This window comes from Rhizobium sp. P1_B8, assembly GCF_056406515.1.
The window spans coordinates 1-23,223 of sequence record NZ_JBFTZZ010000039.1 but is presented as its reverse complement, the minus strand read 5'-3'; the positions used below and the strand labels follow the sequence as shown (position 1 = coordinate 23,223).

General features: G+C 60.8%; 24 protein-coding genes and 1 tRNA gene. 19 read left to right on the top strand and 6 right to left on the bottom strand.

Annotated features, from left to right (window positions below):
* Positions 1-254: 254 nt before the first annotated feature.
* The 7 genes from AC1D2N_RS31915 (at position 255) to AC1D2N_RS31885 (ending at position 7,079) form a co-directional block, all read left to right on the top strand.
* On the top strand, positions 255-899 hold the full coding sequence (locus AC1D2N_RS31915) for a PAS domain-containing protein (protein ID WP_130652447.1): 645 nt from the start codon (positions 255-257) through the stop codon (positions 897-899).
* A 124-nt stretch (positions 900-1,023) separates the two neighbouring features.
* Entirely contained in the window at positions 1,024-1,635 is a 612-nt protein-coding gene (locus tag AC1D2N_RS31910; RefSeq protein WP_018072182.1) for a PilZ domain-containing protein, read from the top strand.
* Positions 1,636-2,006: 371 nt separating this feature from the next.
* Positions 2,007-2,975 carry a prolyl aminopeptidase gene (pip, locus tag AC1D2N_RS31905; protein WP_130652448.1) on the top strand — a complete coding sequence of 323 codons (969 nt, stop codon included), beginning with the start codon at positions 2,007-2,009 and terminating at the stop codon, positions 2,973-2,975.
* A 383-nt stretch (positions 2,976-3,358) separates the two neighbouring features.
* Positions 3,359-3,964, top strand: coding sequence for a transglutaminase-like cysteine peptidase (locus tag AC1D2N_RS31900; protein ID WP_018242123.1), 606 nt, complete (start codon positions 3,359-3,361; stop codon positions 3,962-3,964).
* 204 nt (positions 3,965-4,168) lie between these two features.
* Entirely contained in the window at positions 4,169-4,954 is a 786-nt protein-coding gene (locus AC1D2N_RS31895) for a hypothetical protein (RefSeq protein ID WP_130652449.1), read from the top strand.
* Between the two features lie 134 nt (positions 4,955-5,088).
* A complete protein-coding gene (locus AC1D2N_RS31890; protein ID WP_130652450.1) occupies positions 5,089-6,690 on the top strand; it encodes a serine hydrolase in 1,602 nt (533 codons plus the stop codon).
* Positions 6,691-6,803: 113 nt separating this feature from the next.
* On the top strand, positions 6,804-7,079 hold the full coding sequence (locus tag AC1D2N_RS31885; RefSeq protein WP_003559631.1) for a hypothetical protein: 276 nt from the start codon (positions 6,804-6,806) through the stop codon (positions 7,077-7,079).
* A gap of 91 nt (positions 7,080-7,170) precedes the next feature.
* On the opposite strand, the gene AC1D2N_RS31880 is transcribed toward AC1D2N_RS31885, so the two are convergent.
* Both AC1D2N_RS31880 and AC1D2N_RS31875 read right to left on the bottom strand, forming a co-directional pair.
* Entirely contained in the window at positions 7,171-7,608 is a 438-nt protein-coding gene (locus AC1D2N_RS31880; RefSeq protein WP_130652451.1) for a DUF1489 family protein, read from the bottom strand.
* Between the two features lie 61 nt (positions 7,609-7,669).
* On the bottom strand, positions 7,670-9,073 hold the full coding sequence (locus tag AC1D2N_RS31875) for an L-serine ammonia-lyase (RefSeq protein WP_028733749.1): 1,404 nt from the start codon (positions 9,071-9,073) through the stop codon (positions 7,670-7,672).
* Positions 9,074-9,520: 447 nt separating this feature from the next.
* Here AC1D2N_RS31875 and AC1D2N_RS31870 point away from each other — a divergent pair, with 447 nt between their 5' ends.
* Positions 9,521-9,958 (top strand): VOC family protein, encoded by a 438-nt coding sequence (locus tag AC1D2N_RS31870; protein ID WP_130652452.1) that lies wholly within the window; start codon positions 9,521-9,523, stop codon positions 9,956-9,958.
* Between the two features lie 3 nt (positions 9,959-9,961).
* Here the strand turns inward: AC1D2N_RS31870 and AC1D2N_RS31865 are convergent, their stop codons facing one another.
* Complete coding sequence (locus AC1D2N_RS31865; protein ID WP_130652453.1) at positions 9,962-11,158, bottom strand: acyltransferase family protein; 1,197 nt, start codon at positions 11,156-11,158, stop codon at positions 9,962-9,964.
* A 322-nt stretch (positions 11,159-11,480) separates the two neighbouring features.
* Between AC1D2N_RS31865 and rpiB the strand changes: the two genes are divergently transcribed.
* The 3 genes from rpiB (at position 11,481) to AC1D2N_RS31850 (ending at position 13,951) form a co-directional block, all read left to right on the top strand.
* The gene (rpiB, locus tag AC1D2N_RS31860; RefSeq protein WP_130652454.1) at positions 11,481-11,930 is read left to right on the top strand and encodes a ribose 5-phosphate isomerase B; all 450 of its coding nucleotides are present in this window, start codon (positions 11,481-11,483) and stop codon (positions 11,928-11,930) included.
* 267 nt (positions 11,931-12,197) lie between these two features.
* Positions 12,198-12,962 (top strand): DUF599 domain-containing protein, encoded by a 765-nt coding sequence (locus tag AC1D2N_RS31855; RefSeq protein ID WP_026188402.1) that lies wholly within the window; start codon positions 12,198-12,200, stop codon positions 12,960-12,962.
* Positions 12,962-13,951, top strand: a complete 990-nt coding sequence (locus AC1D2N_RS31850) for a heparan-alpha-glucosaminide N-acetyltransferase (RefSeq protein ID WP_130652455.1) — start codon at positions 12,962-12,964, stop codon at positions 13,949-13,951. The genes AC1D2N_RS31855 and AC1D2N_RS31850 overlap by 1 nt, the downstream gene beginning before the upstream one ends.
* Positions 13,952-13,975: 24 nt before the next feature.
* On the opposite strand, the gene AC1D2N_RS31845 is transcribed toward AC1D2N_RS31850, so the two are convergent.
* Positions 13,976-14,368, bottom strand: coding sequence for a MerR family transcriptional regulator (locus tag AC1D2N_RS31845; protein WP_018242133.1), 393 nt, complete (start codon positions 14,366-14,368; stop codon positions 13,976-13,978).
* A gap of 63 nt (positions 14,369-14,431) precedes the next feature.
* Positions 14,432-15,847, bottom strand: a complete 1,416-nt coding sequence (mgtE, locus tag AC1D2N_RS31840; RefSeq protein WP_018242134.1) for a magnesium transporter — start codon at positions 15,845-15,847, stop codon at positions 14,432-14,434.
* 242 nt (positions 15,848-16,089) lie between these two features.
* On the opposite strand from mgtE, the gene AC1D2N_RS31835 reads away from it, so the two are divergent.
* The 3 genes from AC1D2N_RS31835 to AC1D2N_RS31825 all read left to right on the top strand — a co-directional run bounded on the left by AC1D2N_RS31835 (position 16,090) and on the right by AC1D2N_RS31825 (position 17,865).
* Entirely contained in the window at positions 16,090-16,584 is a 495-nt protein-coding gene (locus AC1D2N_RS31835; RefSeq protein ID WP_130652456.1) for a peptide deformylase, read from the top strand.
* A gap of 83 nt (positions 16,585-16,667) precedes the next feature.
* Entirely contained in the window at positions 16,668-17,177 is a 510-nt protein-coding gene (locus tag AC1D2N_RS31830) for a BON domain-containing protein (protein WP_130652457.1), read from the top strand.
* A 322-nt stretch (positions 17,178-17,499) separates the two neighbouring features.
* On the top strand, positions 17,500-17,865 hold the full coding sequence (locus AC1D2N_RS31825; RefSeq protein ID WP_018242137.1) for a hypothetical protein: 366 nt from the start codon (positions 17,500-17,502) through the stop codon (positions 17,863-17,865).
* An 82-nt stretch (positions 17,866-17,947) separates the two neighbouring features.
* On the opposite strand, the gene lipB is transcribed toward AC1D2N_RS31825, so the two are convergent.
* Positions 17,948-18,667 carry a lipoyl(octanoyl) transferase LipB gene (gene lipB, locus AC1D2N_RS31820; RefSeq protein ID WP_130652458.1) on the bottom strand — a complete coding sequence of 240 codons (720 nt, stop codon included), beginning with the start codon at positions 18,665-18,667 and terminating at the stop codon, positions 17,948-17,950.
* 181 nt (positions 18,668-18,848) lie between these two features.
* Here lipB and AC1D2N_RS31815 point away from each other — a divergent pair.
* From AC1D2N_RS31815 to AC1D2N_RS31795, 5 genes are all read left to right on the top strand, one after another.
* Positions 18,849-18,933, top strand: a tRNA-Leu gene (locus tag AC1D2N_RS31815).
* Between the two features lie 97 nt (positions 18,934-19,030).
* Entirely contained in the window at positions 19,031-19,981 is a 951-nt protein-coding gene (locus AC1D2N_RS31810) for a DMT family transporter (protein ID WP_018242140.1), read from the top strand.
* 97 nt (positions 19,982-20,078) lie between these two features.
* On the top strand, positions 20,079-20,783 hold the full coding sequence (locus tag AC1D2N_RS31805; protein ID WP_028733758.1) for a hypothetical protein: 705 nt from the start codon (positions 20,079-20,081) through the stop codon (positions 20,781-20,783).
* Between the two features lie 75 nt (positions 20,784-20,858).
* Entirely contained in the window at positions 20,859-22,880 is a 2,022-nt protein-coding gene (locus tag AC1D2N_RS31800; RefSeq protein WP_130652459.1) for an acetyl-CoA carboxylase biotin carboxylase subunit, read from the top strand.
* Positions 22,881-22,994: 114 nt separating this feature from the next.
* On the top strand, positions 22,995-23,223 hold a 229-nt coding region (locus AC1D2N_RS31795; RefSeq protein WP_477982686.1), incomplete at its 3' end, for an alcohol dehydrogenase catalytic domain-containing protein.

Here is a 23,223-nt window from a genome sequence, read left to right as displayed (position 1 = left end):
TTCGCCTCGTTGAGGCCACAGCCATACAGGAGCGACTGTCAAAAAAAAAGCCGTCCGAAGTGCCGGACGGCGTACCGGGAGCTCCAGGAAAGACCTCGGCCCGTAGGTTGTGCTGAACTTCGAAAGTCGAAGCGATGCGGAACAGTGTCACGACGGGCACCGCATCTCAACCGAAACCCTTTCTTAACCTTAACCGCCGCGATCTGGCATGAAATCCGCATAGTAGAGCCTGTACGGGCAATGACTGCCCGAAAATGATCCGGAATGGGACAGGTTGGTGTGAAATGCGTGTGCAAACGACCATCGAAATTTTTGACTACTGGAACCGTATCCGCGGCGCTGCCGATGCGCCGCTGAAATCACAGGTCGAACCCTCCGCCGTCCCCCACCTGCTCCAGAGTTTGTTTATTCTTGAGAGGCGCGAGGGCGGAGATATCGGTTTCCGGCTCGCCGGCACCCGCATCTGTGATCTCTTTGGGCGTGACCTGCGCGGCGAACGTTTTTCGTCTCTCTGGGCAAATAGTCAGCTCGCGGACATCGAACGCACGGCGATGGGTGTCATGGACCATGCGATGCCGGCTCTGTTCAACGCCACCGGCTACAGCACCGTCGGTCATCAGGCCTCCTTCGAGATTATCATGATGCCGCTGCGTTCGCCGGACGGCGCCTGCGACCGGCTGCTCGGCGCGATCGCGCCGGCCGTAACCGCGAGCTGGCTGGAGATCGTACCGCTCGAATTCCTGGCGCTCGACCGCAGCCGCCTGCTGCCCGGAAAATTCGACAAGCCAGCACCGGCCGACCTGCGCCCCATCAACAGGATCGTCGCTGGCAAAAGCATCCATTTCGGGCAGGTCATGCGCCGCATGGTGTCGCAGCTGCTGAGCGTGGAGGCTCGCTGACGGTCCCATTTTAGGACATCGGATATACTCGTTTTCCGCTACGTCGGGACTGGGCGAAACAACCTTCTGTTAATGGATTGTGGGTAAAGATCGGTCTCTGCGATTTTGATGAAGAAGCCCTTTGATGCACTCGTTCCAGCCAGCTCAGACGCAACGACCTGCGCCGCGCCCTGAACAGGGCGTTTTCCAGCGCGTGCCCATCAATATGCAGGGCCGGCTGATGCTTGCGAATTACGAGGAATTCGAATGTATGGTGATCGACATGTCGCCTGGCGACATGTACGTCACCTGCCCCGGCCGGCCGCGCGCCAACGAACGCGTCGTCGCCTATATCGACCATCTCGGCCGCGTCGAAGGTTATGTCCAGACGATCGATGGCCGTGGCTTCACCATGTCGATCAACGCCACCGACCGGAAACGCGAGAAACTCGCGGCCCAGCTCACCTGGCTTGCCAACAAGCACGAACTCGGCCTGCCCGAGGATCGCCGCCACGACCGTCTGACGCCACGCGACACGAAGACCGAACTGACGCTCGAGGACGGCACGCGTTATTCCTGCCGTATCATGGACCTTTCGCTGTCGGGCGCTGCCGTCGACGTCGAGATGCGCCCTTCGATCGGAACGGCCGTGCGCCTCGGCAACATGCGTGGTCGCGTCGTGCGCCACTTCGTCGAAGGTGTTGCGATCGAATTCCTGTCGATCCAGTCCCGCGAGACGCTGCGGGAATTCCTTTAGCAGCTGCTGAAAATGGGCGATGCCGCGGATTCTGTGGCGGGTGCCAATTCTCGACGGACTTCCATCGAACGCGATTGCCAGGCCCGGTGCGCACCCGGTCAGGTCGTGTTGAAAAGCCTCCACTTCACGGCGACAACTTTGCAAGCGGCTACAAATCTGGCTTTGGTACGCAAGCGCGAATTCCTGTCGCAAGTCGTTCCACCCAGTCGGTAGACTATATTATGTGTGGAACAAGCTGCGACACCGATCGGCACCCAACGAGGTCGCCCAAAATTGTGCGGTGATTTTGCGTCCCGGAGCGCTCCGCCCTCACCCGTCTTCCCTTTGTCAGCGAGATGATGGATAAGGTCCGCTTCGACCCAGGCGCACCGATGTCAGCTCTCTATCCGGAAATCGAACCCTATGATCATGGCCTGCTCGATACCGGCGATGGCAACCTGATCTACTGGGAGGCCTGCGGCAATCCGGCGGGCCGCCCGGCGCTGGTGTTGCATGGCGGCCCTGGCTCCGGCTGTTCGACCACGGCGCGCCGCTATTTCGATCCCGATGCCTACCGAATCATTCTGTTCGATCAGCGCAATTGTGGCCGCAGCCTTCCGAGCGCTGCCGATCCCGAAACTGATCTCTCCCTCAACACCACCTGGCATCTCGTTGCCGATATCGAACGGCTGCGGGCCTGTCTCGGCATCGGCGCCTCCTGGCTCCTTTTCGGCAATTCCTGGGGTTCTACGCTGGCGCTCGCCTATGCCGAAACCCATCCGGAGCGTGTCGCGGCGATCGTCCTGTCAGGCGTGACCACCACCCGCCGCTCGGAAATCGACTGGCTCTATCGCGGCATGGCGCCGCTCTTTCCTGAAGAATGGCACCGTTTCCGCCAGGCGGTTTCCCCAGGCAGCCAGGGACGAGATGAGGACATGGTTGCCGCCTATCATCGTCTCCTCAACGATCCGGACCCGGAGACGCGCCTCAAGGCGGCGCGCGACTGGCATGATTGGGAGGCGGCCTCGATTCTGCTCGCCGATCCCCAAGGCCTGCCGCGCCGCTGGGCCGATCCGGCCTATTTGCTAACACGGGCCCGCATCATCACCCACTACTTCAGCAATGGCGCCTGGCTGGAGGACGCCCAGCTTTTGAAGAACGCCGCGCGGCTCACCGGCATCCCCGGTATCCTGCTGCAGGGACGATTCGACATCGAGGCGCCGCTCGTCACCGCCTGGGAACTGGCCCGCGCCTGGCCGAAAAGCGAGATCAGCATCCTTGCGCATGCGGCCCATTCCACCGCAAATCCCGATATGAGCGCGGCGATCGTCGGTGCCACCGATCGATTTCGCGATATCTAGCAAAAATAATTTCCTGCCGGAATCGAGGATCTGAGCGACATTCTGCTTTTGAACCGGCCGAATCGGCCCATTCCAGCGGCATCGCCGGTCGGCTGCGCGTTGCCGCAGATCGCCAGCCGGCAGCTGAGATTTACCCGGCTCAACGAAAATCCTTAACATGCGGGCGGCAACGCAACCTTTTCGCGGGCGAAAGCCTTGTTGCGTTGATTACAATTTTAATCGATTTCGCGACAAATCCGCGTCAAATTTTATGCGCATTCGAATCTGTTTTTAGCCAAGTTTTATCGGCATTTGAATCAACTAAGCCTTTAATTCTATTGCGTAATTTTGCGTGAGATAAAAACGTCTGTGCCATTGTCACCTCAACTTACGGGGAGACGGCAATGACAACTGCGAATATCCTGAAAGGCGGCCTTCTGGCCGGTGCCATCATGATGGCAATGGCGGGTTCGGGACAGGCAATGCCCGCCAGCATGGTACTGGCAGGCAATGCCAGCCCGCCGATCGGACACTACGAATTCTGCAAGGCGAATCCGACGGAATGTGTCGAAGTTGGCGGCGATGCCGGACCGGCCATCCTCAACGAGGATCGCTGGAAGGAAATTCTCAAGGTCAACTACACCGTCAATTCGACGATCCAGCCGATGACGGATGAGCAGATCTACGGGGTCGAAGAGCGCTGGGCCTATCCGCGCACCGTCGGCGACTGCGAGGATTACGCCCTGCTGAAGCGCAAGATGCTGATCGACGACGGTTTCTCGCCGTCCGACACGCTGATCACCGTCGTGCTGCAGCCGAATGGCGAAGGCCATGCCGTGCTGACGGTCCGCACCGATCACGGCGACTTCATCCTCGACAACATGCGCAACAAGGTGCTGCTGTGGTCGGATACCGAATACACCTATCTGAAGCGCCAGTCCGCCGACGATCCGGCCCGCTGGTCGAAGCTTCAGGACGGCCGCGCTGTCGCGGTCGGTAGCGTCAAGTAAGAACAGCCTGCCGGCCAATGCCGGCTGCTGCCTGCGGCCCGGTCAGTCCCCGCATCCCGTCCCCGACCGGTGCCCAAGAGCCGTTCCCGCTGTCCCGGGAACGGCTCGCTCCTTTTTGAGCCTTACGTCATCAGCGCATTAGCGAATTATTAACCCTGCTGGTCCGATCATGACGATGAGATTCATCATCGGCACCGGCGGCTCATGTTCTTCCTGCGGCGGACCGAAACCCGAAGAACCGCCATGAGCAATGCCGCGCACAGCGCACCCGACGAGCAGCCGCTTCTTTCCATGGGGTTTCTCCTCCGCACGATGGCGGTGATCGCCGTTCTGGCGGTCCTGACTGTTGCCATCAGCATTGGCGGCCGTTGGTTCGGCCGGCATATCTCGCTTGCCGGCAACACCGACAGCACGGTTGAAATCAAGCTGGCCATCGGCCGCGACACCGTGAAATTCCCCGAGAATGCCATCCGCTTCCCGAGTCAAAGACACGAAGGCGCCGCCGAGCGCGTCGATCTCTACCTCGCCTGGCCTGAGATGCAGGGTTACGGCAAGGAAAACCACCTTCGATTCGACGATATCGCCCAATCCTCCGGGCTGATCTTCCTGCAGATCACCCAGAGCACCATGTCGCGCGACATGTCCGGGCGGCTGGAACCGATCTATTCGCATCTGCTTGAAGGCCCGGCCGAGTCCTTCCGGGACGGGCTGACGCTGCACCGTCTTCGCGCCGATGCAGGTTACGGCGATGAAGTGCTGCTGACGGCGCCCATCAAGGGTGGGCCGGATTACGTCGTGCGCTGCATCTTGCCGTCAGCCCCGGATAAGGCTGCGGGCGGAGATTGTCAGCGCGATATCAAGGTCGGCAGGGATCTCAGCGTTCTCTACCGTTTCTCAAGCAGCCATCTCGACGACTGGGAACATATTGATGCCGCTATCCGCACCTTTGTGGACGCGCGTCTTGTGAACGGTTCTGCGACAAGTCCCTAAAATGCTCTCCGGACAGCGAAATAAACGATTCATCATAAACGGATTGGTAACGCCCAACCGGTAATTTTAGAAGACGAGCTGTACGGCGGGAGGTGTGCGGTTCCTGCCAAAATCTGAAGTGCCAAATATCTGAAATGCAAGCGAAGAGTGGAATAGTGTCAAGGTCAGTCTCCTCCGTATCATCGTCCCGATCCGGCAGTTTTTTCGCAAAGCTGCTGGCGATCCTTTCGGTGGCCGTCACGATCGTCCTGGTCGATTCGGTGAATGCCGACGCGGAAGCGGCAAATCCGAAATATGCAGGCATCGTCGTCGACGCCAAGACCGGTAACGTTCTCTACAGTGAGAATGCCGACCGGCTGCAATACCCCGCCTCCCTGACCAAGATGATGACCCTATACATGACCTTCGAGGCGTTGGAGCAGGGTCGCATCCGCCTCGATACGCCGGTCCCCTTCTCCGCCCATGCGGCAGCCCAGGCGCCGACCAAGCTCGGCGTGCGCGCCGGTGGCACGATCACCGTCGAGCAGGGCATTCTCGGTCTCGTCACCCTGTCGGCCAATGATGCCGCAACTGCGCTCGGCGAAATGCTGGGCGGTGGCAGCGAGGATCGCTTCGCCCAGCTGATGACCGCCAAGGCGCATGCGCTCGGCATGACGCGCACCACCTATCGCAACGCCAACGGCCTGCCCAATACGGCGCAGATGACGACGGCGCGCGACCAGGCCCGCCTTGGCATCGCCCTTCGCCAGCATTTCCCGCAATATTACGGCTATTTCTCCACCCGCGCCTTCAAGTTCGGCAGCCGCACGATCCGCAGTCACAACCGCCTGGTCGGTTCGGTGCGCGGCGTCGACGGCATCAAGACCGGTTACACGCGCGCTGCCGGTTTCAATCTGGTGAGCTCGGTGCAGGTCGACGGCAAGTCGATCGTCGGCGTCGTTCTCGGCGGCGCCTCGACGCCTGCCCGCGATGCCCAGATGCGCAATCTGATCGCCAGTTACCTGCCGAAGGCATCGAGCCGCGGCGGATCGTCGGCGCTGATCGCCCAGGCAGCCCCTGCCCCGGCGATGATCGAGACGCCCGCTCCGGTTCAGCCGCAGAAGGCCCAGCAGAAAGCTCAGCCGCAAATGGCCCAACAGCAGGTCGCAAAGACGATCACCGCAGCGCAGCCGCCGATTTCAGCAGCGGCTGCCGATCTCAGCCTGCCGCACAAAGGCCCGCTGCCGGATGCGCGCTATCAGGTTGCCGAAACCGAAGTCGCCTATGCCGAGACCGCTCAATCGAAATCCGACAATCCGCTGGTCGCGCAGCCGATGCCGGCGCCGACCAAAGTCAAGACCATGGCCTTCAAGCAGCAGGCATCGGTCGCTGTGCCAACGCCGGCACCCGCCTATATGCCGCCGGAACAGGGCGATACCTCGGTCGATGAGGTCACAACCGCCTCGACCACTCCCTCCCCGACTCGTGCTGCTTCAACCAGCAACGGTCCGGCCGGCTGGGTGGTGCAGGTCGGCGTCTCGCCGAGCCGGCAGATGGCCATGGATCTTCTGGAAAGCGCCAAGAGCAAGGGCGGCAAGGCGCTGGCCTCGGCAAAGCCCTTCGCGGTCGCCTATGCCGCTGGCGGTGACCAGCTTTATCGCGCCCGCTTCGGCGGCTTCGATGACCAGCGCGACGCCGTCAATGCCTGCAAGGCCTTGAAGAAGGCCGGCATCAAGTGCTGGGCGGCTGCCCAATGAGCTATTCGATGCTGCCTGCAAGATGGCCGGCGGCATCGGTGACGGCCGGAATCGGTGTTTGCGTTTCCGGCCACCTTTCTTGAACTCGATCAGTATTGCGTACGGGGAAAACAATGGCGATCAATGAGAATTTTCCAGGAGTGCCAGCCGACCGCCGCATGGCGGCTAAAGGGCGCTCATCCCTCCATCCGCTGCACGAGGCGGCCTTGCGCCTTGCCGAGATCGGCCTGCAGCGGCCGAAGGCGAAGTCGCCGAAGACCCGGGATCTCATCAATCTGCTGCTTTGCCATGGCGCCCGCGCCTGGCGTTACTCCCAGCCCGAAGCCCGCATCCATCTGCATGTGACCTCGCCGGACGGCAGCGCGCCGGTGCAGTTGCGCTTGCGCTGAACTGCGGAGTGCCGCGCGTCCGAAAGGACGCGCGGAAGACGTTCAAATCCACGCATAAACCTTTCCGGAAATCGGCTCCGGTTTTCCGGGATTAGAGCAGACCAAGATCCGTGAGTTCGCGGCGAAGATCAGCGGGCATTTCGGCAATGCCGGCGCCAAGGCTTGTCAGGTCGCGCGGCACGTCATCCTCAGTGTAATAACGCCAGCCCTGGAACGGACGCTTCGGCTGCACGGCCGTCTCGATGACCTCCGGGCCGAGCATCAGGCGGCAGCGCGAAATCCCCTCGCCGTCGGTGAAGGTCTCGATGTCGAGCAGCTTCTGCCTCGCCTGCACCTGCCCCTTGATCACCCAGTAGAGCGAGCCGCCGTCAAGCAGCTCCTCCATCCGTTTCGGCGCCATGCGCGTCGTATGCACCGAATGCGGCTCGAGTCCGGCGGCGATGGCGCGCAGTGAGCGTTCCGCCACCCAATCGCGCAGATCGTCTATCGAGTCGGCGCCGACACAGAGTTTGATGAGATGCAATGCCATGCTGCCGTTGAAATCCTTTTGGCAGCGAGCGTCAAGCTTCAAGCATCAAGCATCCACAAACTCAGCATTCGACGACGTTGACGGCGAGCCCCCCGGTCGAGGTTTCCTTATATTTCTCGCTCATGTCGTGCCCGGTCTGGCGCATTGTTTCGATGCAGGCGTCGAGCGGCACGAAATGTTGGCCGTCGCCCTTGATGGCGAGCGAGGCTGCCGTGACGGCCTTGACGGCGCCGAGCGCGTTGCGCTCGATGCAGGGTACCTGCACCAGGCCCGCGATCGGATCGCAGGTCATGCCGAGATGATGTTCGAGCGCGATTTCGGCGGCGTTCTCGATCTGCTCCGGCGTTCCGCCCATGACCGCGGCAAGGCCCGCGGCAGCCATTGCCGCTGCCGAGCCGACCTCGCCCTGACAGCCGACCTCGGCGCCGGAGATCGAGGCATTGTGCTTGATGATGCCGCCGATCGCAGCGGCCGTCAGCAGATAGTCGCGGATGCCGTTCTGGTCCCAGTCCTCATGGAAATGCTCGTAGTAGCGGATCGTCGCCGGGATGACGCCGGCCGCGCCGTTGGTCGGCGCCGTGACGACGCGCCCGCCGGCTGCATTCTCCTCGTTGACCGCCATCGCATAGACGCTCAGCCAGTCGTTGGCGAGCAGCGGGTTGATGCGGTTGCTGCGCCATTCCTCTTCCAGCTTGTCGTGAATCCTGCGGGCGCGCCGCTTGACGTTGAGGCCGCCGGGCATGATGCCCTCGACCTTGAGGCCGCGCTCGATGCAGGAGCGCATCGCCTCCCAGATGCGGTCGAGCCCCTGATCGAGCTCCTCCTGGCTGCGCTGGCTCTCCTCATTCGCCCGCTTCATCTGCGCGATCGACAGCCCGGAGCGCGCCGCCATCTCGAGCATCTGCTTGGCGGTGGAGAAGGGATAGGGCACGCGCGTCCCACCAGCCGCGTTTTTCTTCGCCCGCATCTGCTCGAGCTCGGTGTCAGTGACGACGAAGCCGCCGCCGACCGAATAATAGATGCGCTTGACGAGCAGCCGGCCGTCCCTGTCATAGGCGGAAAAGACCATGCCGTTGGCATGCCCCGGCAGCGGCTGTTTCTTGTCGAAGATCAGGTCGGTTTTCGGCTGGAACTGATAGCCGGGATGGCCCTCCGGCGTGATGCGGCCGGTGCGCTCTACCGTGTCGACGATGCCGTCCATTTTGTCGGGATCGACGCTGTCGGGTGCCTCGCCCATCAGCCCGAGAATGACAGCCCTGCCCGTGCCGTGGCCGATACCGGTATGGGCGAGCGAGCCGTGCAGGCTGACCTTGATCGCTGTGACCTGTGCACCCGATGACGGGCGCGGCCATTCGTTCGACAGGATCAGCTCGAGAAACCGGTTGGCCGCCGACATCGGACCCATCGTGTGCGAGCTCGACGGCCCGACACCGATCTTGAAGACATCGAATACCGAGAGAAACATGGGTGCGCCTTCTGAATATGAGGATGCAAGCTTAAGCGAGGCCGGTTTCGAATCCGTGCGGCGCACCGACATCGCATGGAGCCGGTGCGACATTCGGACTGCAGACTAGAGCGCCGCGACTCCAATAGGACGCGCTAGCACGTTGAGCTTGCGCATAATCCTTTCCGAAAATCGAATCCGATTTTCGAAATCGCGATCTGGCCGTACGCGCTGGGGTGATGAAGACTATGCGGCGGAAGAACTGGTTGCCTTATCTTGACAGTCTGCACCGGCTCCCAACGTCCTACAGACGTCGATGCAACAGGACTGACGGAGGCCGGCCTGGACAGCGCCGGCAAATTGAACTCCTTCGTTGATGCGGGCTCCCCGGATGGGGGGCCGGGCAAGGTTGAGAAACCTGTCCGTTCTTAGACTAGACGACACCTTGCAGATTGGGAGATTGGGCATATGGCGCTCAAACGGATGGACAATATGGGCATCGTCGTGGAAGACCTCGGCGTGACGATTGATTTCTTTCGCGAACTCGGCCTCGAGCTCGAAGGGCGGGCCACGATCGAAGGAGAATGGGCCGGACGCGTCACCGGACTGGGCGATCAGCATGTCGAGATTGCCATGATGCGCACGCCTGATGGCCACAGCCGGCTCGAGCTCTCCCGCTTTCTCACGCCGCCTGTCGTCGAGGATCACCGCAATGCCCCGGTGAACGCTCTAGGCTACCTCCGCGTCATGTTCACCGTAGACGACATCAATGAGACGCTTGAAAGGCTCCGCAAGCGCGGCGCGCAGCTCGTAGGCGACATAGTGGATTATCAAGACACATATCGGCTCTGCTACATCCGCGGGCCTGAAGGGCTTCTCATCGGGCTCGCCCAAGAACTCAGCTGAGCGCTATGCGCGAAGCTTCCCGTTGCGATTATCCTGAATGACCGTGCCGTCGGCGGCATCGGGTTCGGGCGTCGTCGAGATTTGTCGTTGATCGGCCATGGTTGAAGTTGCGCCGCTCAGTAGGCGCTTTTCGATCTCTTGCAGGTTGAGGATCGCGCGGTCCATTTGATCAGCCGGAGTTTCGCGCGGAACCATCCGCAAGCGATTATCCTGCCATAGCTGGACCAGCCGCCGCCGGCCGGGAACCTCGATCGTCTCGTGGATGAACCATGCCCCGATTGCCGCAACGAAAAGCGTCACCACGATGAGCGCCGGTTCTGGCATCAAGGCATCAAAAGTCAGACGCGTCAGGAACATTATGGGGACATGAAAAAGGTAAAGTGAAAAGCTGATCTTCCCTAGAAACCGTACTGGTGCAGCTGCCAGGACATGTGCAGCGATGGGCGGTTGTCGAGCGACGAGCCCGACAATGACGGCCGCGCCCACCGCACTTTGCAGGCTCCAAAATTCAGGGGAAAAGCCCGACAAGATATGCCTGTAAGTGAAGAACACCGCCAGAAGGAAAAGCGTTAAAATTCCTGTGAGGGCAGATGGATTCCATTTATTCCAATGGGAATGCATCATCCCGGCAATTGCGCCGAAAAGAAAGTAAGGAAGCTTGGAGACGAGCATTATTCCCGGGCCTGGCAATTCAACCAGGCCATCCACGACGACGACCACCGTGAGGCCGACAATCACGCCGCTATAGCGGTGCGGTCGGGCCAAGCAAAGCCACAGGACAGGAAAGAGCAGATAGAATTGGATCTCGGGTGGTATTGACCAGAAAACACCACTCGAGCCGAGAAGAAAGACATGACGCACAAAATCTGTGACGCCAACGATAGGCTGAACAAAATGCAGATTTTGCATGATCGACAGCATCGCCACGAAAACGACGGCCGCCAGGTAAACCGGATAGATGCGAGCAAAGCGGCTCACAAGAAAATCCAACACGTTTTCTCTCGTCACCGGCCGTGAACCATAGAGATGAGCCATCAGGAAGCCACTGAGAGCAAAAAACAAACCGACAGCTTCGTCGCCCAGCGTCACGAGATGCGGCGCCGTGATTGGAAAGATAAAGCCAATATGGGCTTCAATGACCAGGAGCGCAGCGACACCGCGCAGGCCATCGAGACTGGGAATGTAATCCGGCCGGCTCATGGGTCACTTTTGAATCAGGTTTTCAGTCCTGAACAATTGGCTATCACGACTTTACAGGCGGTTAACGCGGTGCCCTGCCCGTGCACCTCTAGACTGGCGTTACGCTAAAGCATGTCGCGCAAAACTGTGCAGCGGTTTTGCGACAGCGACATGCGTAAAACAAAGGCCTCAAGCACGAGAAGCGGATCTGAAAGATCGCGACGCTCTAACTCTTTCAATCCTCGCATGGCGCTTTCCGATAATCGATTCCGATTTTCGGGCCGATGCGCTAGGGTGCATCTTCAAGACGGCAAATTGCTTTGGAAAACGGAACCGCTTCTCCATGACAGCCACCAACCGCATCGCCCTCTCCAGCGACCACGCCGCCATTCAGCTCCGGCAGGCCATTGCCGGTCATATCGCGGCGCAAGGCTGGATAGTGGTCGATATCGGACCGACAACGCCGAAGAGCACACACTATCCTAAGCACGGCGAAGCGGCCGCGCGTCTCGTCGCCTCCGGCGATTGCCGGTTTGGCATCATCCTATGCGGCACCGGCCAGGGCATCATGATGGCGGCGAACAAGGTAAAGGGCATCCGATGCGGCGTCTGCGTCGACACATTCTCAGCCCGCATGATCCGCCAGCACAACGATGCCAACATGCTTTCGATTGGCGTGCGCGTGGTGGGCGAAGGGCTGGCGCTCGATATCGTGGATGCGTTCCTGACCGCCCAGTTCGAGGGTGGCCGGCATGCAACGCGGGTGGAGATGATTGAGGCGCTGGAGGGGTAGCACCGTCCTTTTCTTCTTCTTTTTCTTCTTTTTCTTCTTCTTCTTTGGGTCCTGCCCCGAATCCCCAAGCTGACGGATCACCGCATTGCTACATTTAGGTCCAGAAGATGCCGGTCGGCTATCCACCACGCCTCGCCGTTTCCCGACGACTCGATTATGCCGAACTGCCGCATGGCCAAAAGCCCGCGTCAAGCCGCCCAACTCGGCCATGCGGCAAAATCTAACTTGCGGCATACTAGCCACATTCATGCGGAGACTGGATCACTGATGACGACGGCGGACTATATCGCTCTGGCCTTCTTTGCCTGGGTCTGGATGGGCTATTCCTGGCTGCTGCGTGGCCGTACCTTCTTCGGACGCACCAGCCTCACCCATGCGATGACCGAGCGGCGGCGGGAGTGGATCTATAATTCGCTGCGCCGCGACCTGAAGATGATCGACACGCAGATCATGGCCGGCCTGCAGAACGGCACCGCCTTCTTCGCTTCGACCTCGATCTTCGCGATCGGCAGCTGCTTTGCTTTGCTCGGCGCGACGGAGAAAGTCGACGCCGTCTTCGCCGACCTGCCCTTCGTCTTCCATGGCGGCCATGCCGTTTTCGAGATGAAGGTCGGCGGGCTGGCAGCGCTTTTCGGCTATGCCTTCTTCAAGTTCGGCTGGTCCTACCGGTTGTTCAACTACTGCACCATTCTCTTTGGCTCGATCCCGATGATGCGCGACAGCGAACGCGACATCATCGCCGCCGAGCGGGCCGCCGAACGCGTCATCCGCATGAATGTCATTGCCGGCAGCAATTTCAACGAGGGCCTCAGGGCGATCTTCCTGTCGATTGGTTATCTCGGCTGGTTCATCAACCCTTATGTCTTCATGATGACGACGGCGATCGTCATCTTCGTGCTGGCGCGGCGGCAATTCTTCTCGGAGGCGCGACTGGCGATCATGGATGCCGGCCCGCCATCAAATCTCCACCTTTCTGCTATTCGCCGCGATATGCCGTCGAGCGACGGACGTGATTTGCCCGAGGGACTTTGATGACATTGCCGGCAACGGAAACCGATGCGGCGGCAAGGCCACCGCGCATCGGTCTATTGGATACGGCGCGCGGCGTCGCGCTGATCGCCATGGCGAGCTACCATTTCAGCTGGGATATGGAGTTCATGGGCTATCTCGCGCCGGGCACGGCCGAGACCGGCTGGCTGAAGATCTATGCCCGGGCGATCGCCACGACCTTTCTCTTCATCGTCGGCATCAGCCTGGTGCTGTCGAGCAAGCCCGAGATTCGCTGGCCCTCCTTCTGGAAGCGCTTCGGCATGATTGCCGCGGCAGCCGCGGTGATTTCGATCGCCACGCGCATCGCGGTGCCGGACGAGTGGATCTACTTCGGCATCCTGCATTGTATCGCGGTGCTCACGCTCATCGGCATCGTTTTCTTGAGACTGCCTCTCGCCCTCACCCTCATCGCCACGCTCGCGCTCTTTGCCGCCTGGATCACCGACAATTTCGGCCCGCCCGGCCTGTTGCGCTCATCCTTCTTCGATCCCCGATATCTCGCCTGGATCGGCCTTGCGGTGATGCCGGAACGGTCCAACGACTACGTGCCGCTATTTCCCTGGGCAACGCCCTTCTTCGCTGGATTGAGCATCGCCTCGATCGCCATCAGAACCCGGCTGCTGCACCGGCTTGCCGCCATTGGCACCGGCTCCTGGTGGCCGGCAAGGCTTGGCCGCCACAGCCTTGCCTTTTACCTCATCCACCAGCCGGTGTTGATCGCTATCGCCTATGGGCTGTCCCTCGTCGTCCCACCGCAGGCGCCGGATCCGGTTGCGACTTACCTAAGGCAATGCAACGCCTCTTGCGTCATGCAGCAAGGCGAAGCGCTCTGCCGCAGCTTCTGCCGGTGCACGCAGGAGAAATTGCAGGCGCAGGCCCTGTTCACGCCGCTTCAGGCGGGCACGATCGATATACAGAACGACGAGCGGGTCCAGACCATTGCCGCCGAATGCAGCGCCGAGGCTGAATGAATTCGCCGACAATACGGCGCGTGATCAGGTGGTGACGCCGATTTCGGCGAGGCGGCCGAGGCAGGTCTCTTCGATAGCGTCGAGTTCCGCCAGCGTGTCGTCGATATCCTTGCGCTTCTGGCGCAGGTCGTCGCGCTTCTCGTCGACGCGCTTCATCAGGAGCTTCAGCTGGCCGAGTTCGCCCGGCGGCTCCTTGTAGACCTGGATGATCTCACGGATTTCGGCGATGGTGAAACCGATGCGCCGGCCGCGGAGGATTTCGGCGATGAGCCGCCGGTCGGCTTGCCGGAACAGACGGGTGCGCCCGCGCCGCTCCGGATGGATCAGTCCCTCGTCCTCGTAGAAGCGGAGCGTGCGCGTCGAGACCCCGAATTCGCGCGTCAGCTCCGTTATGCTATAAAACTTGTTCACCGGCATGTGTTCCCCGTCGTCGGACAGACGATAATATTGACTTTTACGTAATAGTCAATTTTTGGCGGTTCAGATGCCGAACCACCATGTGGCGATGCCGAGAAAGGCGAAGAAGCCGGTGCAGTCCGTCACCGTCGTGACGAAGACGGAAGAGGCGATCGCCGGGTCGGCCCCCATCTTGTCGAGCAGCAGCGGCAGCAGGATGCCGGCAAGGGCTGCCGCTATCAGATTGATGATCATCGCCGCCGCAATCACCCCGCCGAGCTGGTAGTCGTGGAACCAGGTACCGGCGATCGCGCCCATGATCGTCGCAAAGACGATGCCGTTCAAGATGCCGACACCCGCCTCCCTGCGGATGATGCGGCCGGCATTGTAGATGTCGAGATCGCGAGTGGCGAGCGCGCGCACCGTCACCGTCATCGTCTGCGTACCGGCATTGCCGCCCATCGAGGCGACGATCGGCATCAGCACCGCGAGCGCGATCATCTTCTCGATCGAGGCGTCGAACAGGCCGATGACGCTTGCCGACAGCATCGCCGTGCCGAGATTGATCAAAAGCCACAGGAAGCGCGAACGCACCGTCGACAGCACATTGTCCGACAGCTCTTCGTCGCCGACGCCGCCGAGGCGCTTGATGTCTTCGTCCGCCTCCTCGTGGATGACGTCGACGACATCGTCGATGGTCAGCACGCCGACCAGCCGGCCGTTTTCGTCGACGACGGCAGCCGAGAGAAGGTCGTACTGCTCGAAGAGCTGGGCCGCCTCCTCCTGGTCCATCTCGGCCGGAACCGGATGGTTGGTCTCGCGCATGATCTGCTCGATCTTCGTCTGCCGCTTGGTGCGCAGGATCTGGTCGAGATCGACGGCGCCGAGCAGCTTGAAGGTCGGATCGATGACGAAGATCTGCGAGAAGGAATAGGGCAGATCCTCCTCGTCGCGCATGTAGTCGATCGTCTGGCCGACTGTCCAGAACGGCGGCACGGCGACGAATTCCGTCTGCATGCGGCGCCCGGCCGAGCTTTCGGGATAGTCGAGCGCCCGGCGCAGCCGCACCCGTTCGGTAAACGGCAGCTGGGCAAGGATTTCCTCCCGGTCTTCCTTGTCGAGGTCCTCGAGAATGTAGACGGCATCGTCCGAATCGAGCTCGCCGATCGCGGCGGCGATCTGCGCGTTCGGCATCTGGTCGACGATCTCGCGGCGGATCGCCTCGTCGACCTCGGTCAGCGCCGTCATGTCGAAATCGTCGCCGAGCAGGCGCACCAGCGCCAGGCGCTGATCCGGCTGGATCGATTCCAACAGGTCGCCTATTTCCGATTCATGCAGGCGAGCAACGTTCTGACGCAGGAACAGCGTGTCGCGATCGGCGATCGCAGCACCGACGAGCGCCAGGAAATCGCTGCGGACATTGCCGTCCTCGTCGTAGATATCAGCGTCCTCGTCATCGGGACGCCTGCGGATTCGGTCTTCCTCATCGGTCGTCGTCATCTGCCGCCCTCGCATCTGGTTCGAATTTCAACGACTGCCGCGCCGCATTCGCAAATGTCGGCTGAAAACACATTATCAACAAGCGGATAAGCGAATCCTGCGCGAGGCTCCCGCAGCCGGAATTCTTGGCCCCTGCTAGCCCAAAGCACCCGTGTCGTAAAGCGGCAAACCGCGCTTCGTGATGACAATGCTCGTGGCCGGCGATAGTTTCCTCACCCGTCCAAGCAGAGGAAGCCTGCCCCATGCCCATCCGTCCAATTTTGCGCTATCCACATCCGGGCCTGAAGACTGTCTGCGCACCGGTGACGGCCTTTGATTCCTCGCTCGCCGCGCTTGCCGACGACCTGCTGGTGACGATGCGCGCTGCCCCTGGCGTCGGCATCACCGCCGCCCATATCGGTGTCTTCAACCGTGTCACGGTGCTGGAACTCGACAAGGCCGACGGCGTGCGCCTCTACGTCAATCCTCATATCACCTGGTTTTCGAAGGAGACGTTGAGCCATACCGAAGGCAGCGTCTCCATGCCCGGTGCGACCGACGAGGTCACGCGCCCGCGGGCGATCCGCTTCCGCTATCAGGATGCCGAGGGCGCCATGCACGAGGACGGTGCCGAAGATTTCCTTGCCATCTGCATTCAGCACGAGGTCGACCAGCTCGACGGCATTTTCTGGCTACAGCGCCTCTCACGGCTGAAACGCGACCGTCTCGTGAAAAAATGGGAGAAGGCCCAGGGCTGACAATCACGGCCGACAAATCGCCGTCCATGCCGAACCATTCGCCGTTGCCGGCGTTTCCAGCAAAGAAACAAGGAGCGACTGCAATGGCAAGAATCGGTGACAAGCCCCCGATTTCCCGGGAAAAGCCTGAGCTTTCCCGGGAGGAAGATTATCGCGACCTCGAAGAGCGCAATCTCGACGACGGCTGGCCCTATGCCGACGGCAGCGGCGCCGACCCCGCCAACCGCCCTTATGGCGAGACCGCAGCCAATTTCGACAGCGATCCCAACAAGGGCTTCCGGGTCGATGGCACGGATGAGGACGGCAACGAGAATCGCCTGAAGGATTCGCTGCGCGCCGATACGATCGACCGCGATGAAAGCGACGATCTCGAAGCGCGGGTGAACGACAATCTCGAAAACATTCCTGAGGTCGACATCGACAGCATCGAGGTTCATGCAGATGGTCACGTCGTCACCCTGGAAGGGTCGGTGGAGACGATCGGCATCGCTCGCAAGGTCGAACTCGGCGCGCTTTCGGTCGATGGCGTCCATCATGTCCGCAACAAACTGCAGCTGACCGGTGTCGATGCGCATATCCCGAACGACGACTGACTTCCACGCCCAAGGCGCAGATCACCAACCGAAGGCGGGCTGCCGCCTGCCGTTGGTGATCTTTCCCAATATTACCAAAAGTTAACAATTTAAGATTGCAGCACCAGCTGTCTTATTCGTGACACCAATCGCCTATTTTTGTTAGGCGGCTTCTGTCACGCGAACGTCAATTTCGTTGACAACACTGTGATTTCATTTGGACAAAAGGTCGCGGGTGCGTCGCCATATTATCACAAAATTGCCTGAATTGGGGCGCGAACTCGTGTGTGCCGGGGGTTAGTTTATGTTGTGGAATTCAACAGCAGATTGAGGAGATAGACCCATGCGCATCAAATTTGCCCTTGCCGCGTCCCTGTTCGCCGTCAGCCTTGCAGGCGCTGCCTTCGCCCAGCCGACCTATTCCGACGACTACACCAACGACAGCGACGGCTTCGCGCCGAGCCCCACCTCGAAGCCGGCCCCAGTGCACTACAGCAGCCGCAAGGCTCCGTCCTATTCCAGCGACTACACCAATGACAGCGACGGCTTCGCACCGAGCGCCATGGCAGCCCCTGCCGTCGACAAGACCGCAACGGCCAGCATCACGCCGCTGCCCCCATGCCATAGCATGATCGGCCCGAAGGGCTCCCATACCAAGGGTGCCGACAGCGGCGCTTCCCGCACTGAAGCATGCCGCGCAACCCATTGATCCGATAAAAGAAAGGGCCGGAAACCGGCCCTTCTCTTTTTCAATCCATCTCTAGACGCTCGGCGAGCCGTTCCCCAAAGGGTCAGGTTTCTCCCATCGTTTCCCCGAAAACCGCTTCGAAGGCCGTGCGCAGCCGGATATCGACATCAGCCATCATCACAGGCAGGCCAAGATCGACGAGGCTGGTCACGCCATAGGCTGATATCCCGCAGGGCACGATGCCGCCGAAATGATCAAGATCCGGATCGACGTTGAGCGACAGTCCGTGGAAGGTCACCCATTTCCGCAGCCTTATGCCGAGAGCGGCGATCTTGTCCTCGGCCATCGTCCCATCGGCCAGCAACGGCTTTTCCGGCCGGCGCACCCAGACGCCGACGCGATCTTCACGTCGCTCACCGCGGACATTCATCATGTCGAGCGTGCGGATGACGACATCTTCAAGGGCAGCGACAAAGGCGCGCACGTCCTGGCGCCGCCTTTTCAGGTCGAGCATGACATAGGCGACGCGCTGGCCGGGTCCATGATAGGTATATTCACCGCCACGCCCTGTCGCAAAGACCGGAAACCGGTTCGGCTGGACGAGGTCCCTCGCATTGGCGCTGGTGCCGGCAGTATAGAGCGGCGGATGTTCGACGAGCCAGACGAGTTCATCGCCGCCATCTGATATCACCGCCACCTCGCGCTCCATCGTCTCCACCGCCTCCTCATAGGGAACGAGGCCATCGGCGATGCGCCAGCGTACCGGCCGGGTTCCGAGTCGGGGAAGCATAGAGAATTCGAGATCGGTGCGAAGCATGGTCATTCCTTGCCGCTCTCCCCGAAATGCCTGCGAAAAGGGGCGGCAGGACAGCTATATGGACCTGTTTCGGGGCCAATTCAAATGCTGTGAGCGGTTTTCAAAAAAACTGTCATATCGCCCTTGTGCACCCCAGATGCTTTTGCTACATGCTGCCCCGCCGACGCAAATCGGCACCTACCACGATGCGGTCGTGGCGGAATTGGTAGACGCGCAGCGTTGAGGTCGCTGTGGGGCAACCCGTGGAAGTTCGAGTCTTCTCGACCGCACCATTTCCCTTCAGGGAAACGCTCTCTAAGCGATGATTTCGATTTCACCTCGAAGCTATTTGCGGTTGCTTGGCTTGATTGCCTGGCTTTCCCGTGATTGATGGCGTCATCCTCGCAAGAATCAGCAGCCATGTCAGAGCCCCATCAAAATTCCCTGCAGGGCATGGCCATCATGTCCGGCGCCATGCTCATCCTGCCGACCATGGATGCGATCGCCAAATACATGGCGACCTTCGAGGCGATGTCGCCGGGCCAGGTGACCTTCTACCGATTCTTCTTTCAGATCGCCTGTACCCTGCCGATTCTTTTCGCCCTCTTCGGGCTTAAGGCGCTTTCGGCCAAACGGCCATGGATGAATCTGCTGCGCGGCGTGCTGCATGGCGCTGCGAGCCTGCTTTTCTTCGTCGCCGTCAAATACATGCCGCTCGCCGATGTCTTCGCCATCTATTTCGTCGAGCCCTTCATGCTGACCGCGATGTCGGCACTGTTTCTCGGCGACAAGGTCGGCTGGCGGCGCTGGATGGCGATCATCGTCGGCTTCGGCGGCGCAATGATCGTCATTCAGCCAAGCTACGAGATCTTCGGGCTGAAGGCGCTGCTCCCGGTCGCCTGCGCCTTTCTGTTCTCGCTCTATCTCTTCCTCAACCGCGCCATTGGCGAGGCCGATTCGCCGCTGACCATGCAGACGATGGCCGGCATCGGCGGAACGATCTTCATGGCGGCTGCGCTTTTCGTCGGAAACAGTTTCGGCAATGCCGATTTTGCCGTCTCTCTGCCCTCCTCCGGTCTCGGCCTTATCCTGCTTCTCGCCCTCGGCTCGATCTCGGGATATGCGCATATGCTCGTGGTCCGGGCTTTCCGCCTCGCTCCGCTGTCGCTGCTTGCGCCGTTCCAGTACTTCGAGATTATCTCGGCGACCGTTCTCGGCTATGCGTTGTTCAACGATTTCCCGAGCTTTTCCAAATGGATCGGCATCTTCATCATCGTTGCATCAGGCCTTTTCATCATCTGGCGCGAGCGGCTGCAGGCGCAAACGTTAAAATCTTCCTGACCTCGGGAATATCAGATTAACTCCTCTTCTTGAGGGATCGTCAATTCGCAGGCGCTAAAACTGTCTCCGGTTTCATGATGAAGCCTGGAGTTAAAACATGAGCGAATTTCGTCTCGCTTTTCCGGCCTGTGTCGTGGCCGGCAAGCATCGGCTGACGGCCGAAGATATAGTACTGCTGCGCAAACATAGTTTTCCGGAGGGTATCCGGACATCCGACGACGTCGTGGCGATGTTGGCGCTCAACAATTCCTGCCCTGAAAAATGTGCCGACTGGAACGCTTTCTTCGTGGAGCAGCTCGCCGGTTTCATCGTCCATTACACCTATCCGCAGGGCTCGCTGGATGAAATCAACGTCGCCTGGATCATGCGCATGTTCACGACCAATGGTGTCGTCAACTCGGCGCTCGAGCTCGAGCTCATTCTCCACGTTATGGAGATTTCGACCGATGTCCCAGTTGAGTTGAGAGCGCTTGCCCTCGATCAGCTTCGTCTGGCGATCACCGACAATATCGGTGGCTACAAGCTGTCGCGCGCCATCGATCGCCGGGGCATCACCCGCCAGGACGTCGACTACGCAATGCGCATCTTCAGAAGCGTCGCCGAAGGCGGCATCATCCCCGTCTCGTCGGTCGAATACGGCGTTCTCCAGCAGATCGAGCAGGCAACGCTGTCCGGCGCCAATCATCCGCACTGGGCGGGGATCATGGCTGCCGTCGAGCTGCGCGATTATGCCGAGCCGCGTCGCAGCCGCTGGCTGCGCATCGTCGACGAGGAACCTGTCTCCGAAGCTGCCGTCGCCTGACGCTCCGCAAGCCTGATTGTGCGTTCCGGTGTTTTGTGCGTAAAACTCCGGGATGCATTTCTGGGTGGAGTCTCCATGTTCAAGAAAATCCTGATCGCGAATCGCGGCGAAATTGCCTGCCGCGTGATCAAGACTGCGCGCCGCATGGGGATTCTGACCGTCGCGGTCTATTCGGATGCGGATCGGGACGCGCTGCATGTCGAGATGGCTGACGAGGCTGTGCATATCGGCCCGGCGGCGGCGTCGGAGAGTTATCTCGTCGCCGAAAAGATCATCGCCGCCTGCAAGGCGACGGGGGCCGAGGCCGTCCACCCCGGTTACGGCTTCCTCTCCGAACGCGCCTCCTTCTGCGCTGAACTCGAAAAGCAGGGCATCGTCTTCATCGGCCCGAAGCCGAAGGCCATCATGGCGATGGGCGACAAGATCGAATCGAAGAAATTCGCCAATGCCGCCGGTGTCTCCACCGTGCCGGGCCATCTCGGCATCATCGAAGATGCCGCCCATGCGGAAGTGATCGCTGGCGAGATCGGCTATCCTGTCATGATCAAGGCGTCGGCGGGTGGCGGCGGCAAGGGCATGCGCATCGCCTGGAACAAGGCTGATGTGCGTGACGGCTTCGAGCGCGCCCGCTCGGAGGCAAAAAGCTCCTTCGGCGACGACCGCGTCTTCATCGAGAAGTTCGTCGTCGAGCCGCGCCATATCGAGATCCAGGTGCTGGCCGACGCGCATGGCAACGTCGTCTATCTCGGCGAGCGCGAATGCTCGATCCAGCGGCGGAACCAGAAGGTCGCGGAAGAGGCGCCCTCGCCCTTCCTCGATGAAGCCACCCGTAAGGCCATGGGCGAACAGTCGGTGGCGTTGGCGAAGGCCGTCGATTACCAGAGCGCCGGCACCGTCGAATTCATCGTCGACCGCGACCGCAATTTCTATTTCCTAGAAATGAACACCCGCCTGCAGGTCGAGCATCCCGTGACCGAACTCGTCACCGGTATCGATCTCGTCGAGCAGATGATCCGGGTGGCAGCCGGAGAGCCCCTTCCCTTTGCTCAGGAGGACATCAGGCTCGACGGCTGGGCGATTGAGAGCCGGCTCTATGCCGAAGATCCCTACCGCAACTTCCTGCCCTCGATCGGCCGCCTGACGCGTTACCGCCCGCCGGCGGAAGGCAGGACCGGCAATGTCGTTATCCGCAACGATACCGGCGTCTTCGAGGGTGCCGAGATTTCGATGTACTACGATCCGATGATCGCCAAGCTCTGCACCTGGGCGCCGACCCGGCCCGAGGCGATCGACGCCATGGGCCGGGCGCTCGACGGCTTCGTCGTCGATGGCATCGAGCACAATGTGCCTTTCCTGTCGGCGCTGATGAAACATCCGCGCTGGCGCGAGGGCCGGCTGTCCACAGGCTTCATCGCCGAGGAATATCCCGATGGTTTTGCGCCGATGAAACCGGACCCGGCGGAAGAAGCCGTGCTTGCCGGCATCGCCCTCTCCGCCTCGCTGATCGAGACAAACCGCCGCGAACGTTTCGCCGATCGTCTGCGCGCCGCATCGGGCGCGCTGCGCGAGGAATGGGTGGTCAAGATCGGCGACAACCACGTCGCTGCAAGATTGCTCGACGGCCTCGTCACTATCCCCTTCGATATGGACATCGCGATCGAGGGGGCGATAGAGGGCGAGAGCAAGAGTGTTGTCACCGATTGGAGACCGGGGGATCCTGTCTGGAGCGGCAAGGTCGGCGGTCGCGACATCACCGCGCAGATTCGCCCCGTTCTGAACGGGTTGCGTATCGACTGGCAGGGGCTTTCAGTGATTACCAAGGTCTTTTCGCCGCGTCATGCCGAGCTCGACAGGCTGATGCCGGTGAAACTGCCGCCCGATACCTCCAAGCTCCTGCTCTGCCCGATGCCTGGCCTCGTCGTCGCCATCGCGGTTGCCGAGGGCCAGGAGGTCAAGGCCGGTGAGACGCTTGCGATCGTCGAAGCGATGAAGATGGAAAACGTGCTGCGCGCCGACCGCGATCTCGTCATCTCGAAGATCAATGCCGCGGCCGGCGAAAGCCTGGCCGTCGATGCCGTGATCATGGAATTCGCCTGAGAGGAAAAGACCGGGCGACCGGCCGTTTTCGCTTGAGCCGAGTTCGCCGACCATGCCAAGCTCAGCCCGATAAATCAGCTGGGAACCAACAAAAATCGACAGGGAGATGTGAAGATGGACGTTCGCGCCGCCGTTGCCGTTCAGGCCGGAAAACCGCTGGAAGTGATGACCGTGCAGCTGGAAGGGCCGCGGGCCGGCGAAGTGCTGGTCGAGGTCAAGGCGACGGGCATCTGCCACACCGACGATTTCACCCTGTCGGGCGCCGATCCTGAAGGCCTGTTTCCGGCCATTCTCGGCCATGAGGGTGCCGGCATCGTCGTCGATGTCGGCTCCGGGGCTCCGG